The following is a 16,824-nucleotide window of genomic DNA, read 5'->3' as shown; positions in this document are numbered from 1 at the left end:
TCTTCCCGCAAATGCCTATTTTAATCCTTCATTTGACTTTCCTATGGCAAAAAAGAAGTCCCTACGCAGCGCCGAATGGTTCGGCGGCAAAGATAAAATGGGTTTCGTACACCGTTCCTGGTTGCGGAACCAAGGTTATCCCGATGACTATTTCGAAGGGAAACCCGTAATCGGTATTTGTAACACTTGGTCGGAACTGACGCCCTGTAACGGCCATTTGCGCGATTTTGCCGAGGTGGTCAAAAGGGGCATTCTCGAAGCAGGCGGATTTCCTATGGAATTTCCCGTCATGTCATTGGGGGAGACCTTGATGCGACCCACGACCATGTTGTTCCGAAATTTAGCGAGTATGGACACCGAGGAATCCATTCGGGCCAATCCGTTGGACGGGATCGTGCTGTTGACCGGTTGCGACAAAACTACCCCCAGCACGGTCATGGGGGCCTGCAGTGTTGATCTGCCGACCATTGTCGTGCCGGGAGGCCCCATGTTGAGCGGGAGGTTTCGCGGCGAGAAAGTAGGTTCGGGCTCCATGAATTGGATGATCAAGGAAAAGCACCATAGGGAAGGTTACACTGCTGCAGATTTCACTGAGGCCGAGACCTGTGTGGCCCGTAGTATCGGACACTGCAATACGATGGGCACCGCCTCCACAATGGCTACGATGGTAGAGGCCTTGGGACTCACCTTACCGGGATTTTCATCCGTTCCCGCCGCGGATTCCCGGAAAAAACGTTTCGCCCAGTTAAGCGGAAGGCGCATCGTCGAAATGGTCCGGGAAGATCTGAAGCTTTCAAAAATACTTACACGAAAGGCGTTTGAAAATGCCATTGTGACCAATGCCGCGGTAGGGGGGTCGACCAATCTAATTATTCATCTTACCGCGATAGCGGGTAGAATCGGAGTCGATCTCAAGCTAGACGATTTCGATACCTTGGGCAGTAAGGTCCCTTTGCTGGTCAGTCTCAAGCCTTCGGGCAAATACCTGATGGAAGATTTTTTCTACGCCGGCGGTCTTCCGGTGGTCCTGAACGAGTTAAAAGAACGGCTGCATCGCGATACCGTCACCGTGAATGGAAATAGTCTTACCGATAATTACAAGGATGCGGTCTGTTACGACGACGACGTTATTGCATCCTTAAAAACACCTTTCCAAAAAGAAGCCGGAATCGCTGTCTTACGAGGCAATCTTTGCGAGAACGGAGCGGTAATCAAACCTTCGGCAGCGTCTGAAGAACTCATGAAGCACAAAGGCGCAGCCGTGGTCTTTGAGAGTATGGAAGATTATCACGAACGAATCGATGATCCCGATCTTGAAATTGATGAAAACAGCGTTATCGTGTTGAAGGGAGTCGGGCCCAAAGGCTATCCCGGCATGCCTGAAGTTGGGAATGTCGATCTTCCAAAAAAAATGATCATGAAGGGGGTAACGGACATGGTACGTATTTCAGACGGACGCATGAGCGGTACAGCGGCGGGAACAGTAGTCCTACACGTTTCCCCTGAATCTACGGTGGGCGGGACATTGGCCTTTGTGAAAAATGGGGATTGTATCGAGCTCGATGTAGAAAAGAGAAAACTCCATCTAGATATTCCGGAGGAGGAATTGAATAAACGGAAAGCGGCCTGGAAACCACCAGCGCCAATGGCGGATAGAGGTTATGTTAAGATGTATGTCGATCACGTAGAACAGGCCGATAAGGGAGCGGACCTTAATTTTCTGGTAGGCGGTTCGGGGTCCAAAGTGGAGCGCGACCTACATTAGGCCATCCCTTGCATCGAGGCCAGGGTAGCCGACCAGATAATGACAGATGAGAAGAAGATTCCAATGGCATTCGCCCAAAATGCCTTCTGTTTTTCAATTTTAAAAAGATAGGTAGCGATACTTCCCGCATAGACCCCGGTACCGGGCAAAGGAATCATCACGAATAGAATTAGTCCCCAAAAACCGAAGCGTTGTATTTTGGCTCCAGATCCCGTCTTTGCCCGTCGCGCAACGAAAATGGCGGATTTTTTATAAAAGACCCAGCGTAGAAAATAACGGTTTATCCGTTCCAAAAAAAACATCATCATGGGAAAGACCAACAAGTTCGCCAAAAAACAAGTTGCAAATACAAGATATATATTTAAACCGTTGAGCATGCCATAGGGAATCCCTACCTTGGCCTCCCCAAAGGGAGACAGGCTCCAAAGCATCGCAATGATAAGGTCCATTAGCATAGGCTGATCCAAAATGCAAAAGTACTGCTACCGATGATGAAAAAATAGTGCCAAATCACAAAAAATAACTAAAATAAATGGCAGTACGTGATGATGCAAGTGTTAATCGATATCTTATATTTGTTAAACAAAGATGGTTTTTGTATCATTGGTAATTCTGCCTTGCTCAAAAAAACTTGGCGTGGCCATTCTAAAACAGCCCATGAAAGAGTACGATAACGCAGCATATCGGTATTACGGTCCTTCAGATTTAAAAATGCTTCCTTTGATGTCATGGGATGTCTACGGCCTTTATTTTGACACCTTATGCAAGAACTATGAGGATCTGGTATCTTTAAAACGCTTGTCCGACCAGAATAAATGGATGGACGTACCCAATTTGAACAAAGCCCTAATAGAAAATGAACTGGTAATTTTAGTTACGGACGTAAAGCAGAAAATCGTTCATGCTACCCAAAACATGGTTGCGATGAACGGCTATCTGCCCCACGAGGTAAAGGGGAGAAGACCTACGATGTTCCAAGGTGCCGATACCAACGAAAAGGATACGTTTGAGATACGAAAGGCTTTGAAAAATCAATCACCGTTCGAAGCTGTCGTGCTCAATTATAAAAAAGACGGAACTGCCTACAATTGTTGGATCAAAGGAGGCCCGATTTTCGATACTTCCGGAGAACTCGTAAACTTTATCGCCTACGAAAAAGTAGTGGCCTAGTTGACTGACCAGTAATCCGAAGCCCCCGGAAGCACTAAAACCTTGGTTTCAGCCTCTAACTTTTTTCATCTTCGATTTCCGACACCCTCAAGGTATTGACCATTCCCTTATCCTTGATCGGCATCGCGGCCAGACTGATCAACATATCCCCGATTTCCAAAAATCCTTTTTGATATGCAATTCTATTGACGTCTTCGATGGTTTCGTCCGTAGTGACATAGCGATCATAATAAAAGGCCTTGACGCCCCAAAGCAGATTCAATTGGGTCAAGATACGCTTGTTGGATGTAAAGACCAAAATATGGGCACTTGGCCGCCAAGCGGATATTTGAAATGCGGTATAGCCACTATTGGTCAAAGTAGATATCGCCTTGGCTTGAATTTCGTTGGCCATAGTGGCTGCATGATAACAGACCGCTTTGGTAATATAACGTTTGGTGCGGATATGCGGTGGATCGTGGGGAACCTGTATCAGATTTGAATTTTCGACACTCATTAAGATGCCGGCCATTTTTTCAATTACCGCTACCGGGTAATTGCCCACTGAGGTTTCGCCCGATAGCATCACCGCATCGGCTCCGTCCATTACGGAGTTGGCTACGTCGTTCACCTCGGCACGGGTAGGGGTAAGACTGGTAATCATAGTTTCCATCATCTGGGTGGCGATAATGACAGGAATTCGGGCCTTTTTTGCCCGGAGTACGAGTTGTTTTTGAATAAGTGGTACTTCTTGAGCGGGTACTTCAACGCCCAAATCACCGCGCGCTACCATTAAACCATCACAATAGGCGACAATTTTATCGATATTTTCTACCGCCTCAGGCTTTTCGATTTTGGCGATAATCGGAATTTTATGTTCCGAATGCTGACTTATGATTTCCTGAAGATCGATCAGGTCTTGGCTAAACCGAACGAAGGAAAGAGCTATCCAATCTACCTGTTGTGAAACTGCGAATTCCGCATCCTTTATGTCTTTTTCGGTCAAGGCAGGTAGCGAGATGTTCGTGTTGGGCAAGTTGACCCCTTTATTCGATTTTAAGGGGCCGCCTTGAATGACCTTTGCCTTTACCTCTGCTTCCCCGTCGCTGGAAACAACTTCGAAAATCAATTTTCCATCATCCAATAGAATACGCTCCCCTGCCTGAACGTCTTGGGGAAAGGTATCGTAGTTCATATACACTCTTTCCGAGTTTCCTTCAAAAGGTTTTCCGGTTACGAACGTGATTTCATCACCTGGGGAAACGACTACTTCACCGGCCATGATACCTACGCGTAGCTTGGGCCCCTGAAGATCACCCAAAATCGATGTATTCGTGCCCAGTTCTGTATTGAGTTCGCGGATCATATTGATCCGTGCCGTGACATCCTCATATTTGGCATGTGAGAAATTGATGCGAAAGACATCTACCCCGGCCTCGATCATCTTGCGAAGCACTTCTTTCTTGCTGGTAGCCGGCCCAAGGGTAGCTACTATCTTGGTCTTTTTCTGTGTTAGCATTGGTTTAAAAAATTAGATTATTTTTTGATTTTAGTTTTTGCGTGTCTATGGGGTATGCGGTAATTACCTTTGAAATGCCGAGCAACTTCTCGACGGTATTTGTTTTCACTGTTTGGCGATTCCCGTCGCAACCGTCTAGTTCAATCTTTAAAAAATAATCGACTTCACGGTACTCGGTCACCAGGTAATGGCTGCTAAAGGACGGTTCTTCTTTAAAGAGATTGTTTTGGGATTCCGAATCTCTATGCACTCCCTTATTGGTAAAGAATGTCCAGTATCGATCGTTTAAATCGTCTTTCCATTCAAAAATAGGAACGGTAACGTGACCTAAAATCTCGAGGTCTTTGCGACGTCTTCTAAAGGACGACTTCAGCGTGTTGTTCAGGGCATAGGCAAGCGCATAGTTTTCAAGGCTGCTATGCAGGGCAATCAAGTCGAAGCAGTCATCGTAAAAGTCTTCTGTAAGTTTGTGTACTGCCGCCATTTAGGTAAAACCGCAAATATATGGATTTTTTAGGCCAATGTCAGTATCTCTTTCCGTCAAACGGCGTATCGCTCACGATTGGTTCATTTTGTCCTGCAATGCGTAATAGGCACGTTTCGACGCCTTTTCTTCAGCTTTCTTCTTTGAGGTCGCCCTTGCTTTAGCCACAACTTGATTTTCGATCCTCAGCTTGACGGCAAAGTGTTTCAGGGCGTCTTTGCCCGTATCGTCGTACACTTGGTAATCGAACGCCTTCTTTTGTTTTTGGCACCATTCGATAATCAGACTTTTATAACTGATGACCTTGCCTTCGAGCTGTTCGATATCGACATAGGGATCGATGACCTTTTCAAGGATGAATTTCTGACAATACCTGTAGCCACGGTCCATATAGATGGCCCCGATAAGCGCTTCGAAAACGTTGCCGTGAATGTTTTCACCAAAATGGGTTTTAGGAATTCGGCTCTCTACGAAAGCTATGAGCCCGAGATCTCTGCCCAGTTGGTTGAGGTGCTTGCGGCTCACGATCTTAGATCTCATTTTGGTCAGGTAGCCTTCATCGCCTTCGGGCACCTCGATAAAAAGATGCTGCGAAATAATAGTGCCGAGCATTGAATCGCCCAAAAATTCCAAACGCTCATAATTCATCGGATTTCCGGCCTGGTCTTTCTCATTGACGGACCGATGAAGAAATGCTTTTTTGTAGAAGTGGAGTCGCTTCGGCTTAAAACCGAGAATTTTGATCATCCCCATAAAAAAATCCCCATCCTTTTTAGAATGGGAACCGAATATTTTGGATGCAAACCCCATCGTAGTTACTCGCTAATTTTTTTGAATATCACACAGGCATTATGGCCGCCGAATCCGAAAGTGTTGCTCAGGGCAACGTTCACTTCCCGCTTTTGCGCTTTGTTCAGGGTCAGGTTTAATTTTGGGTCGATATTTTCATCGACCGTGCTGTGGTTGATGGTAGGAGGTACTATATTGTGTTTCATGGCCAATATCGATGCAATAGCCTCGATGGCGCCCGCTGCGCCCAAGAGATGTCCTGTCATTGACTTGGTCGAATTGATGTTGATATCCGGCGCATGTTCGCCGAACACTTCGACGATTGCCTTGAGTTCGGCCACATCCCCCAGAGGGGTTGAGGTGCCATGGGTGTTAATGGCATCGACATCCTTGGGCTCAAGTCCCGCATCGCGCAGACAGTTTTTCATCACCTGTACGACTCCGATTCCGTCCGGATGGGGAGCGGTCATATGATAGGCATCGCTTGAAAGTCCTCCACCGGCCACCTCGGCATATATTTTGGCTCCACGCGCTTTGGCATGTTCGTATTCCTCGAGTACAAGGGCACCGGCCCCTTCCCCTAATACGAATCCATCCCGGGTCGCATCGAAGGGACGGGATGCCGTTTCGGGACTGTCGTTTCTAGTGCTCAGGGCGTGCATGGCCCCAAAGCCACCCATGCCGGCAATGGTTACCGCCGCCTCGCTACCACCTGTCACTATTACGTCGCAATACCCCAAACGAATATAGTTCAAGGCGTCGATCATGGCGTTCGCGGCAGATGCACATGCGGAGACCGTAGTATAATTGGGTCCCATAAAACCATGTCTTATCGAGATATGGCCCGGGGCGATGTCGGCAATCATTTTTGGGATAAAAAAAGGGTTGAAACGCGGTGTTCCATCGCCTTCGGCAAAATTCATTACTTCGTTCTGGAAGGTTTCGAGTCCGCCGATTCCGGCTCCCCAGATGACCCCTACCTTGAATTTGTCAACCACGTCCAAGTCCAATTTTGAATCGGCTATCGCCTCGTCGGAAGAGATGAGAGCATATTGTGCAAAGCGATCTAGTTTCCGCGCTTCCTTGCGCTCAAAATGGTCTTGCGGATTATAATCCTTAAGTTCACAGGCGAATTTGACCTTGAATTTTTCGGTATCGTAATAGGTCACGGGAGCGGAGCCGCTCTTTCCATTCTTGAGACCTTCCCAATATTCCTCTATAGTGTTGCCAATGGGCGTTAAGGCGCCCAACCCGGTAACCACAACTCGCTTTAACTCCATCAATCTTGGTTTTGGTTGTTAAACTAGCTTATACTCCTGCCACATGAGAACCCGAATTTTTGTGTCTTTCTTTTTTCCTATGCCGTCGTTAAAACTATCAACCGTAGCCACGGCTATGTTTTGCCAACGCTTCGCCTCGCCCACAGCTTTCGCTGTGTCGTGCCTAGGCAGAGAAAAAAAATAAAATTCCCAAAATTTTCGGCTTATCGGATGGCACGAGTATTACCCGCGTAAATTAAAAAAAATATCCATGCGATAGGAGTACCGCATGGATAATTTAAAATTTCTTCAAGAAATCATAACGATTACTTCGCTTCTTCTATATAACTGATAGCTTGGCCAACGGTTGCGATGTTTTCGGCTTGGTCATCGGGAATCTGAATGTCAAATTCCTTTTCGAATTCCATGATCAATTCCACGGTATCCAATGAATCTGCGCCTAGGTCGTTCGTAAAGCTAGCTTCGCTTACTACTTCATTCTCATCAACACCCAATTTATCAACGATGATAGCTTTTACTCTTGATGCAATGTCTGACATAATAATATTGGTTTTAAAATTTAAATTGTTGGCAAAAGTAAAAAACTTTGTCGTAATAAAATCATTTGCCGTTAAAATGTACGGTAATTTAAGGAATAAATGGATAAGTCACCTAGTTTTCACGGGAAAATAGTGGAGGGCGGCGGTTAGGCCTAACAGTAACCCTTAGCGGATGGCAGTGTGCAGGTCCTGAACCGGGTCGAAGACTTAAACCCGTTTGTTGAAACTACCGCCGCAACCATCTTTTTTTACTGTTTACAAACGCTTCCGAGACTTCGGAAGCGTAAGAGTTTAAACCTTCGCCTATACTCCGAACAAGATTTTTACTATTTGTAATTTGTATTTCGGTCGATTGTGGTTATTTTGCTTTTTCCATTTTACAAACTTTCACGACTGTTTTGAGATGTATGATTAAAGTTTATAAAGGGAATTTAAAATAGTCTCTTAATCCAGATTTTATCTTGAAATCAAAAAAAATCGTCCTGTTCGCCTCTGGCTCCGGCTCCAACGTGGAGAATATCGCGCTCTATTTCAAGGATAGGCCGGACATCGTAATCTCCGCCGTCCTCAGCAATAAAAAGGATGCTAAAGTGTTGGAGCGATGTGATAGACTGAAAATAAACGGGCTATATTTCAATAGAACTTCCTTTTATGATAGCGACTGCGTGCTCGACATCTTGAAAGCTATAGATCCCGACCTGATCGTACTGGCGGGATTCCTTTGGAAAATCCCTTCAAGGCTGATCCAGGCATTTCCGGATAAAATCATTAACATCCATCCCGCCTTGTTACCGAAATATGGTGGTAAGGGCATGTACGGTAGTAAAGTACACAAAGCGGTAAAGGCGAACGGGGATAGCGAAACCGGCATCACCATTCATTACGTCAACGCAAATTATGACGAAGGGGGCATCATCCACCAAGCCGTAACCTCGATATCGGAAGATGATAATGTGGAGCAGATCACCCAAAAGGTCCATGCCTTGGAGTATGAACATTTTCCCAAGGTCATCGAAAGGCTTTTAGCTTCCCCAGAGGCTTCGCACTGAGCCTTCAGGAAATACCGAAAAAGGTATTTCCGACCCCTCCCAAGAAGGGGTGAACGATAATCTTGATTAACTTCATTTTATGGCTAAAAAACAAAAATTCTACACCGTGTGGAAAGGGAAACGCCCCGGAATCTACGATACATGGAAAGACTGCAAAGCCGCCATTACGGGGTACAAGGGCGCGCAGTACAAATCCTTTCCCAGTTTTGCGGCCGCCAAGAAAGCGTATAACGGGAGTTATGAGGAATATAAGGGGAAGAAAAAAGGGGAGCCATCGCTTACCCCGGTGCAAGCCCTGAAATTCGGTACGCCCAACTACCATTCCATCTCCGTAGATGCCGCCTCCAGCGGAAACCCCGGGAAGATGGAATATCAGGGAGTCGATACCAAGACGGGCAAAAAACTATTTCGTCAAGGGCCTTTTGAACAGGGCACCAACAATATCGGGGAGTTTTTGGCCTTGGTACACGGCCTCGCCTTTCTCAAGCAAAACAATAGCGACCGCATCATCTACACCGATTCCCGTACCGCGATGAGCTGGGTACGGAAACGGACCTGCAACACGAAGCTCAAGGAAACCCCAAAGAACAAAGCCCTGTTCGACCTCATACGCCGCGCCCTCGACTGGCTGAAAAACAACTCTTACAACACCCCCATCGTGAAATGGGAGACCAAGGCCTGGGGCGAGATTCCAGCGGATTTTGGGCGGAAATGATTTGGATTATCGGATTGTATTGAAAACCTCCCTAGAATTCGGAAAACTTACATGAAGTGATTTTATCTTTCCGTGAACGGAGATAGTTTAAACCACTCCATTTATTTAAGAATTACCGAAGCCGGGCGGAATCAGGTTTCACCTATAAAACTAGTTTTAATGAATCTCCTTTTACCAATGAAAATTCTTTGGTTAGAACTGGCTTTAAATTAATTTATAACGCTGTTAAAGAATATATACCCGGGTCAAGCGAAATGTTAAAATTTCCATTTTGGTCCGCTCGATAGTCCGAATCATTCAATTCTATCCCACTCTGTGGTGTCTTTCTGTTAAATTGAGTGTCAATTAGAGAGCCTGATACAATTACCTTATTTGCACCATTATGTTTCAGTAAAAAACTTCCGTAATTTTTTGGTGAACAGGCGTAAAATTGCAGGAGTATAAAAAACCATAGATAATTTTCGATAAATTTTTTATATTTACTTTCTTGATTAACAGCCAGCTTTTTTGCCTAATTGGGTTTTTTACTTCCTTTAAGTCGTAAGCGGAAAGTTCTACAGAGAGTACATTTTGAACCCTATCTCTTTCAGGCTTGGACAACTTTGAAAGTGCTGAAGTAGTTGTTAAACCTCTCAAAGAAAGATCGGTCACATTTTGATCTGGTAGCTTTAATCCTCGAATTTGACCATAAGCCTTTAAAGCGGATGCGATATCACCAACAAAACTACGAGTCATTTGTTCATGATGGGCAGCATTGGCATCTTTCGATTTAAAATAGTCATTCAATAATTGTGGGTAAGTTTTACTTGCACTTTGCGGATTTGACCGAAACTCAACCTGAATCTTATCGAAATCCAATTGCTCACTACATAGGCGAAAGAAGATAAACTAGGATTTTCCTTATTCTAGAGAGACCTATCAAGCGTTAATTTGTTTTCAGAAGTCCATTATTTTTTAAGAACTATTTTCAAAAGCTTTGTTCTTTGGAAGGTAAACTGTATTTAACTGATTGAAAGAAGGGTGGGATGATTACAGATTCATTTGTTTGTATTAACTAAAACGCGATTCATGGGTGGATAATTTATATTTAAAGGATATTGGGGATAATTTCTGACAAAGCTATCCAACTCTAAAAAACAGACATATTTGAAAAAAGGTTCACATATTCTTTTCAACGGTTTTCCAAACTTTGCCAAAGTTGTCGATAAGCCCTAAATTTGCCAACCTAGTCAGCTGTATTAATTATGATCGATACCCTTAAAAAACATATCGGCGAAGTCGAAAAATTCGAAGCGGATTCCCCGGAGGCGGTAGAGGCCTTCCGAATCAAATATCTTAGTAAGAAAGGCTTGCTCAACGATTTTTTTGCGGAATTCAAGAACGTGCCCAATGATCGGAAAAAGGAGTTCGGCCAAACCATCAACCAGCTCAAGACCTTGGCGGCGGAAAAGGTCGATAGCCTGAAGGAAGCCTTGGAGAGCAAAGGAGCGGAGCAGCCGATTTACGGAGACCTTACCCGTCCGGGCGAACCGATTCCCCTAGGTGCCAGGCATCCTATTTCCATTGTCAAGAATCAGATTATCGAGATTTTTTCAAGGATCGGCTTCAACGTATCCGAGGGGCCAGAGATCGAAGACGACTGGCATAATTTTACCGCCTTGAACCTTCCGGAACACCATCCGGCCCGCGATATGCAGGATACTTTTTTCGTGCAGACCGATCCCGATATCCTTTTGCGGACGCACACCTCAACGGTGCAGGTGCGGTACATGGAGAACAATAAACCGCCCATTCGAACCATATCCCCCGGAAGGGTATACCGCAACGAGGCCATTTCGTCCCGGTCGCACTGCTTTTTCCACCAAGTGGAAGGGCTGTATATCGATACCGATGTATCTTTCGCCGACCTGAAACAGACCTTGCAGTTCTTTACCGACGAGCTTTTCGGGAAGTCCAAAATCCGGTTGCGCCCCTCCTATTTTCCCTTTACCGAACCCAGTGCCGAGGTCGATGTGTATTGGGGATTGGAGACCGAAACGGATTACCGGATGACGAAGGGCACCGGATGGCTCGAAATCATGGGCTGTGGAATGGTCGACCCCAATGTGCTCGATAACTGCGGTATCGACTCCGAAAAATACTCGGGATTCGCCTTTGGCATGGGCATCGACCGTATCGCGTTGTTGCTGCACCAGATTCCCGACATTCGGTTGCTGAGTGAGAACGATGTGCGGTTTTTGGAACAGTTCCGTTCGGCCCTGTAACGCCTCTTGGTTTCGATGTGGGAAATCCTGGTTCCATAGTCAAGTGGCAAATGCTAAATGACCCTCTTCAGGCAATACCTGCCCATGCTTTAACGATCAATTAACAAGACCCTACTAAAATACCCGTCTTCCGGTCGTATTTTTGAAACCGCTAAACCAAACATGATGACGAAACGACTCCCCGGATTTTTTATAGTTCTGGTGGTACTCTCCCTAGCTTTTAGCTGTGGAAACGATAAAGAAGGCAAGGCAGGCCAAAGGGGGCAGGGGCAGCAGGTGATGCCCTATCCGGTAATCGCCGTCGAAACCCGTAATGTAAGTACGTTCAATAGCTATCCCACCACGTTGCAGGGCGATGTAAGCAGTGAGGTGCGCCCTAAAATTTCAGGTTATATTCAAGATGTACTGGTCGAGGAGGGCCAGCGGGTAAAACGGGGCCAGATATTGTTCCGGCTCGAGACTCAAACCTTAGATCAAGATGCCGCCGCGGCCAAGGCGAACGTCAATGCCGCCCAAGTGGAGGTAAACAAGCTGATTCCCTTGGTCGAAAAGGATATTATCAGTCCCGTGCAACTCGAATCGGCCAAGGCCAGACTCGAACAGGCCAAGAGTTCTTATCAAGGGATAGGGGCGAATATCGATTACGCCAATGTTCGGAGTCCCGTTGACGGGGTCGTCGGCTCCATTAATTTCAGAAAAGGAGCTTTGGTGAGCACGCAGACCCAATTGCCGCTGACACGAGTATCGTCGGTCGGCACGATCTACGCCTACTTTTCGATGAACGAGAAGAACTTTATCACTTTTATCAGGGAAGCCGAGGGGAAAAATATGGACGAAAAGATCGAGAACCTGCCCAAGGTAAAATTGATTTTAGCCACAGGCGATGAATATAGTCAAGAAGGAAGCATCGAAACCATAGCCGGCGATATCGACCCTCAAACGGGCACCATTTCCTTCCGGGCGCGCTTCGAAAATCCCGAAGGTATTTTGCGTAACGGAGGCAGCGGCACCGTTAAAGTGCCCCAAGAGTTTACCGATGCCTTGGTCGTACCCGAGTTATCTACCTATGAACAACAGGGCAATACCTATGTGTACAAGGTCGTAGCCGATACGCTTGTACCCGCGGCGCTGTCGATAAAAGCGCAGGCCAGTCCCTTTTACGTGTTGCAAGGCGGACTGGCAAAAGGCGATTCTATCTTGGGCAACGGGGTGGGCAAGGTGCGGCCGGGTACTAAGATCAAACCGGAACCGACCCCGGTGGACAGTATTGTCAATTCGTTCGATACCGTATTTAAATAACGCGCCATGTTAAGGACATTTATAGAACGGCCGGTACTTTCTACGGTCATCTCGATTATTCTTGTGTTATTGGGGGTTCTGGGATATTTGACCCTCCCCGTGACCCAGTACCCCGATATCGCCCCACCTACGGTACAGGTCTCCGCAAGTTATCCCGGAGCCAATGCCGAAACAATATTGGAAAGTGTTATCGTGCCCATCGAGGAGCAGATCAACGGGGTAGAAGACATGACCTACATTACCTCTACGGCCAGTAATTCGGGCAGTGCGAGCATCACCGTGTACTTCGAACAGGGGGTCGACCCCGATATTGCGGCAGTAAATGTCCAGAACCGGGTAGCACGGGCCAATGCCTTGTTGCCTGCCGAGGTCATCCGTTCGGGGGTCATTACCCAAAAACGCCAGAGTTCCGCGCTCTTGTACGCTGCATTGTACTCTACCAATCCCGATTATGACGACACCTTTATCCAGAACTATTTGAGCATCAACGTCCGCCCTGAGCTTCAGCGGATCAACGGGGTCGGCGACGTGAACGTCTTCGGGGCAAAGGACTATTCGATGCGTATTTGGCTGAATCCCGTTAAAATGGCATCCTACGGGGTCACAACGACCGATGTAGCCAATGCCATCGGCGAACAAAGTCTGGAGGCCGCGGCGGGATCCTTGGGTCAGAACGCCGGGGAATCCTTTGAATATGTTATCAAATATAAGGGGCGGTATAAAACGGCCAACGAATATCAGGACATTATCATCAAATCGATGGGGAATGGACAGTTTCTGCGTTTGGGCGATGTGGCCAAAATCGAACTCGACGCATTTTCCTATAGCTCTACCAGTCTTTCGAGAGGAAATCCGGCTATCAGTTTCGGGGTTTTTCAGACACCCGGCTCGAACGCCCAGGAAATCATCGAGGAAATCTATGTCAAGCTCGATGAGCTCAAGGAAGATTTTCCGCAGGGAGTCGATTATTTGATCAATTACGATACCAACAAGTTTTTGACCGCCTCGATGAACAAGGTGCGCACGACGCTTATCGAAGCTTTCCTGCTGGTGTTTTTAGTGGTCTTTGTTTTTCTACAGGATATAAAATCCACCTTGATTCCCGCGATCGCGGTCCCCGTTTCGATTATCGGCACCTTTTTCTTTTTGGAGCTGTTCGGATATTCCATCAATTTGTTGACCCTTTTTGCCCTGTTGCTGGCCATCGGAATCGTGGTCGATGATGCCATTGTGGTGGTCGAGGCGGTGCACGCCAAACTCGAGGAGGGTTATGACAATGCAAAAGAAGCTACCGTTTCGGCGATGGGCGAAATCAGTGGGGCCATTATTTCGATTACATTGGTCATGGCCGCGGTATTTATTCCGATTACATTTATCCAAGGCCCGTCCGGGGTGTTTTACGAACAGTTCGGGGTGACCTTGATCGTTGCCATTGTCATATCGGCGGTGAATGCGTTGACTTTGAGTCCGGCCTTATGTGCCATCTTTTTAAAGCCTAACGACGAAAAGGCTAAGAAAAAGGGGTTTATGCAGCGCTTTTATAATGCGTTCAACGCCGGGTTTCAGGCGACCTCCAAAAAGTATGTGCGCTCCTTGGGTTTTTTGACCAGACACAAATGGATTACCGCCGCGCTATTGCTACTCTGTGCCGGGGCCATCTGGTGGGCGAGCACCACCACCCCCAGCGGTTTTGTGCCTTCTGAGGACAGGGGTGTCGTCTTTATGAACCTCGAACTACCTCAGGGCGCGTCGATGGACCGTACCTACAATGTCAATAAAAGGGTCTATGATATTATTGGCTCGATCGAGGGAATTAGAACAGCTACGATTATCAGTGGCCGAAATTTCTTTTCGGGACAGGGCAGCTCGTACGGGATGGGCTTTATTATTTTGGAGGATTTTGATCAAAGGGAATCCGACGAGACCCAGCTCGACAATATCCTCGCGCAGCTGTTCCAAAAAACATCGGGAATATCGGATGCCGAAATCCTATTCTTTACCCCGCCAAGTATCCCAGGATTCGGAGCCTCCGATGGTTTTGAGCTACAGTTGATGGACCGTAGCAATGGCGAACTGACAGATCTCGATGATGTGGCCAACGAATTTGTCGAAGCGCTGAACCAAAGGCCTGAAATCGGCTTTTCTTCGAATTCCTTCAGCACGGAATTCCCTCAGTTGCAGATGGACATCGATATCCCCAGGGCCAAAGAGGCGGGGGTCGAAATCAGTAGTATTCTCAGAACCTTGCAGGGGTATATAGGCGGACTCTATGCTGCCGATTTCAGTCGTTTCGGGAAACAGTTCAGGGTATTCGTGCAGGCAGAGCCCGACGACCGGAAGGACCAAGAAGGTCTGAACAGTATGTACGTACGTAATACTAATGGGGAGATGGCGCCCGTATCGCAGTTTGTATCACTGGAACGGGTCTACGGTCCCCAGACCGTAAGTCGGTTCAATCTTTTTAATGCCGTTACCGTCAACGGATCGGCGACCCAAGGCTATAGCTCGGGAGACGCCATCAACGCGGTCAACGAGGTGGCCGCACAGACCTTGCCCAATAATTATGATGTGGCCTATTCGGGAATTACCCGGGAAGAAATTGCCTCCTCGGGGCAGGCGGGCCTTATCTTTCTGTTGAGTATCGTCTTCACCTACTTCTTTTTGGCGGCCCAGTACGAAAGTTACCTTTTGCCTTTTTCGGTACTGCTTTCCTTGCCTGTGGGGGTCGCAGGAGCCTATCTGACCACCAAGTTTGCCGGACTGGAGAACAACATCTACTTTCAGATTGCCCTGATCATGCTCATCGGCCTGTTGGCCAAGAATGCCATTCTTATCGTGGAGTTCGCCATTCAACGAAGAAATCAGGGAATGCCGCTGACAGTGGCCGCGATAGAAGGTGCCAAAGCCAGGTTACGACCGATCTTAATGACATCCTTTGCGTTTATAATGGGCCTTACGCCCCTCGTAATAGCTTCCGGAGTGGGAGCTGCCGGAAATAACGCTATCGGGACGGGAGCCGTCGGGGGCATGCTTATCGGGACCGTCTTGGGGGTGTTTATCATTCCCACACTGTTTATCGTGTTTCAGTGGCTGCAGGAAAAGATTACGGGGGTGCCCGAGGCGGTCGAGGTAAGATGATAGATGATAAGGTCTTGTTTCTTGCTTCTTGTAGCCCCGAAGCTTCGGGGTAGTTCATTTCTTTTCTGAAGAAACTTATTTGTTTTAATAGAGTGCGGTAGTTAAACACATACAATTAGCCCTATTAAGATAACCGACTGTCAAAGTATTATTATTTTATAGGATGTCCGTTCGAGCCTTTCGACTACAGTTTATGCTGAACGGAGTCGAAGTACTCAAGATACACTAAAGTCGGGAACTATTTGTCCGTTCAAAGTAGGTCTCGACTGCGTTCGACCTGACAATTTCCGATAGTGAACCGTAATTAATGGGCAACTTTCTAATGGCCTCTGTATTTTAAATGCAAAGTGCTTTAGTTCTTCCAGGTTTTATAGGCTTGTTTGCTCAGTTGTGAATTGTAGTATCTGACATCCCCGGTGACCTCTTCGCCGAGCCAGTCCGGTTTTTCGAAGGGCTCGTTCTCATGTTTCAGTTCCACTTCGGCAAGAATCAGTCCCTTGTTCAAACCGTGGAATTCGTCCACTTCAAAAAGATGTTCGCCAACTGGGATTTCAAAGCGGGTCTTCTCCAAAATGTCCTTCTCGCAAAGCTCGAGCAGGGCCTGGGCTTCCTTCAGACCGATTTCCCGTTCCCATTCGAACCTTGTGGTTCCGGTCTCGTTCGACATGCCCTTTACGGTCAGGACGGCGGTATTCCCGTATATCCTTATTCTCACGGTGCGCCGGGGGTCGGTGTTCAGAAAACCCTGTACAATGCGCTTGCGGGTATGGGCCTGTTTTTTGTACGCTTCGGATTTGACCAAAAATTTCCGCTCTGTTTCAGTCATTCGAAATG

Annotated in this window: 15 protein-coding genes; 7 read left to right on the top strand and 8 right to left on the bottom strand. The window is 47.0% G+C overall.

The annotated features are described in order from the left end of the window. Positions 1-43: 43 nt before the first annotated feature. Complete coding sequence (locus tag RQM65_RS08820; RefSeq protein WP_314014264.1) at positions 44-1,765, top strand: IlvD/Edd family dehydratase; 1,722 nt, start codon at positions 44-46, stop codon at positions 1,763-1,765. Here RQM65_RS08820 and RQM65_RS08815 read toward each other — a convergent pair. Next, complete coding sequence (locus RQM65_RS08815) at positions 1,762-2,220, bottom strand: COG2426 family protein (RefSeq protein ID WP_314016819.1); 459 nt, start codon at positions 2,218-2,220, stop codon at positions 1,762-1,764. The genes RQM65_RS08820 and RQM65_RS08815 overlap by 4 nt on opposite strands. A gap of 181 nt (positions 2,221-2,401) precedes the next feature. Between RQM65_RS08815 and RQM65_RS08810 the strand changes: the two genes are divergently transcribed. Then, complete coding sequence (locus RQM65_RS08810) at positions 2,402-2,935, top strand: PAS domain-containing protein (RefSeq protein WP_314014263.1); 534 nt, start codon at positions 2,402-2,404, stop codon at positions 2,933-2,935. Positions 2,936-2,990: 55 nt separating this feature from the next. On the opposite strand, the gene pyk is transcribed toward RQM65_RS08810, so the two are convergent. The 5 genes from pyk to RQM65_RS08785 all read right to left on the bottom strand — a co-directional run bounded on the left by pyk (position 2,991) and on the right by RQM65_RS08785 (position 7,525). Continuing rightward, a complete protein-coding gene (gene pyk, locus RQM65_RS08805; protein WP_314014261.1) occupies positions 2,991-4,433 on the bottom strand; it encodes a pyruvate kinase in 1,443 nt (480 codons plus the stop codon). 4 nt (positions 4,434-4,437) lie between these two features. Continuing rightward, positions 4,438-4,917 (bottom strand): IPExxxVDY family protein, encoded by a 480-nt coding sequence (locus RQM65_RS08800; protein ID WP_314014259.1) that lies wholly within the window; start codon positions 4,915-4,917, stop codon positions 4,438-4,440. A gap of 72 nt (positions 4,918-4,989) precedes the next feature. Beyond that, the gene (gene rnc, locus RQM65_RS08795) at positions 4,990-5,727 is read right to left on the bottom strand and encodes a ribonuclease III (RefSeq protein ID WP_314014257.1); all 738 of its coding nucleotides are present in this window, start codon (positions 5,725-5,727) and stop codon (positions 4,990-4,992) included. A gap of 5 nt (positions 5,728-5,732) precedes the next feature. Next, positions 5,733-6,986, bottom strand: coding sequence for a beta-ketoacyl-ACP synthase II (gene fabF / locus RQM65_RS08790; RefSeq protein ID WP_314014255.1), 1,254 nt, complete (start codon positions 6,984-6,986; stop codon positions 5,733-5,735). 305 nt (positions 6,987-7,291) lie between these two features. After that, positions 7,292-7,525 carry an acyl carrier protein gene (locus RQM65_RS08785; protein ID WP_047247024.1) on the bottom strand — a complete coding sequence of 78 codons (234 nt, stop codon included), beginning with the start codon at positions 7,523-7,525 and terminating at the stop codon, positions 7,292-7,294. Between the two features lie 461 nt (positions 7,526-7,986). On the opposite strand from RQM65_RS08785, the gene purN reads away from it, so the two are divergent. Next, the gene (gene purN, locus RQM65_RS08780) at positions 7,987-8,574 is read left to right on the top strand and encodes a phosphoribosylglycinamide formyltransferase (protein ID WP_314014251.1); all 588 of its coding nucleotides are present in this window, start codon (positions 7,987-7,989) and stop codon (positions 8,572-8,574) included. A gap of 79 nt (positions 8,575-8,653) precedes the next feature. Next, positions 8,654-9,289, top strand: a complete 636-nt coding sequence (locus tag RQM65_RS08775) for a ribonuclease H1 domain-containing protein (protein WP_314014250.1) — start codon at positions 8,654-8,656, stop codon at positions 9,287-9,289. A gap of 387 nt (positions 9,290-9,676) precedes the next feature. On the opposite strand, the gene RQM65_RS08770 is transcribed toward RQM65_RS08775, so the two are convergent. Next, positions 9,677-10,147 (bottom strand): hypothetical protein, encoded by a 471-nt coding sequence (locus RQM65_RS08770; protein WP_314014249.1) that lies wholly within the window; start codon positions 10,145-10,147, stop codon positions 9,677-9,679. Positions 10,148-10,533: 386 nt separating this feature from the next. On the opposite strand from RQM65_RS08770, the gene pheS reads away from it, so the two are divergent. The 3 genes from pheS to RQM65_RS08755 all read left to right on the top strand — a co-directional run bounded on the left by pheS (position 10,534) and on the right by RQM65_RS08755 (position 15,990). Next, the gene (gene pheS, locus RQM65_RS08765) at positions 10,534-11,553 is read left to right on the top strand and encodes a phenylalanine--tRNA ligase subunit alpha (RefSeq protein ID WP_314014247.1); all 1,020 of its coding nucleotides are present in this window, start codon (positions 10,534-10,536) and stop codon (positions 11,551-11,553) included. Positions 11,554-11,715: 162 nt separating this feature from the next. Then, positions 11,716-12,852 (top strand): efflux RND transporter periplasmic adaptor subunit, encoded by a 1,137-nt coding sequence (locus tag RQM65_RS08760; RefSeq protein WP_314014246.1) that lies wholly within the window; start codon positions 11,716-11,718, stop codon positions 12,850-12,852. Between the two features lie 6 nt (positions 12,853-12,858). After that, positions 12,859-15,990, top strand: a complete 3,132-nt coding sequence (locus tag RQM65_RS08755; RefSeq protein WP_314014244.1) for an efflux RND transporter permease subunit — start codon at positions 12,859-12,861, stop codon at positions 15,988-15,990. 352 nt (positions 15,991-16,342) lie between these two features. Here the strand turns inward: RQM65_RS08755 and RQM65_RS08750 are convergent, their stop codons facing one another. After that, positions 16,343-16,816 (bottom strand): CYTH domain-containing protein, encoded by a 474-nt coding sequence (locus tag RQM65_RS08750; protein WP_314014242.1) that lies wholly within the window; start codon positions 16,814-16,816, stop codon positions 16,343-16,345. Positions 16,817-16,824: the final 8 nt, after the last annotated feature.

This window comes from Pricia mediterranea, from assembly GCF_032248455.1.
In the GTDB taxonomy this organism is placed as follows: domain Bacteria; phylum Bacteroidota; class Bacteroidia; order Flavobacteriales; family Flavobacteriaceae; genus Pricia; species Pricia mediterranea.
This window is presented reverse-complemented; position numbering and strand designations above follow the sequence as displayed.

Coding starts and splice junctions, on each gene's coding strand:
- RQM65_RS08820 (WP_314014264.1), top strand. CDS start 44: ATGGCAAAAAAGAAGTCCCTACGCAGCGCCGAATGGTTCGGCGGCAAA.
- RQM65_RS08815 (WP_314016819.1), bottom strand. CDS start 2,220: ATGCTAATGGACCTTATCATTGCGATGCTTTGGAGCCTGTCTCCCTTT.
- pyk (WP_314014261.1), bottom strand. CDS start 4,433: ATGCTAACACAGAAAAAGACCAAGATAGTAGCTACCCTTGGGCCGGCT.
- RQM65_RS08800 (WP_314014259.1), bottom strand. CDS start 4,917: ATGGCGGCAGTACACAAACTTACAGAAGACTTTTACGATGACTGCTTC.
- rnc (WP_314014257.1), bottom strand. CDS start 5,727: ATGGGGTTTGCATCCAAAATATTCGGTTCCCATTCTAAAAAGGATGGG.
- fabF (WP_314014255.1), bottom strand. CDS start 6,986: ATGGAGTTAAAGCGAGTTGTGGTTACCGGGTTGGGCGCCTTAACGCCC.
- RQM65_RS08785 (WP_047247024.1), bottom strand. CDS start 7,525: ATGTCAGACATTGCATCAAGAGTAAAAGCTATCATCGTTGATAAATTG.
- RQM65_RS08775 (WP_314014250.1), top strand. CDS start 8,654: ATGGCTAAAAAACAAAAATTCTACACCGTGTGGAAAGGGAAACGCCCC.
- pheS (WP_314014247.1), top strand. CDS start 10,534: ATGATCGATACCCTTAAAAAACATATCGGCGAAGTCGAAAAATTCGAA.
- RQM65_RS08760 (WP_314014246.1), top strand. CDS start 11,716: ATGATGACGAAACGACTCCCCGGATTTTTTATAGTTCTGGTGGTACTC.
- RQM65_RS08755 (WP_314014244.1), top strand. CDS start 12,859: ATGTTAAGGACATTTATAGAACGGCCGGTACTTTCTACGGTCATCTCG.
- RQM65_RS08750 (WP_314014242.1), bottom strand. CDS start 16,816: ATGACTGAAACAGAGCGGAAATTTTTGGTCAAATCCGAAGCGTACAAA.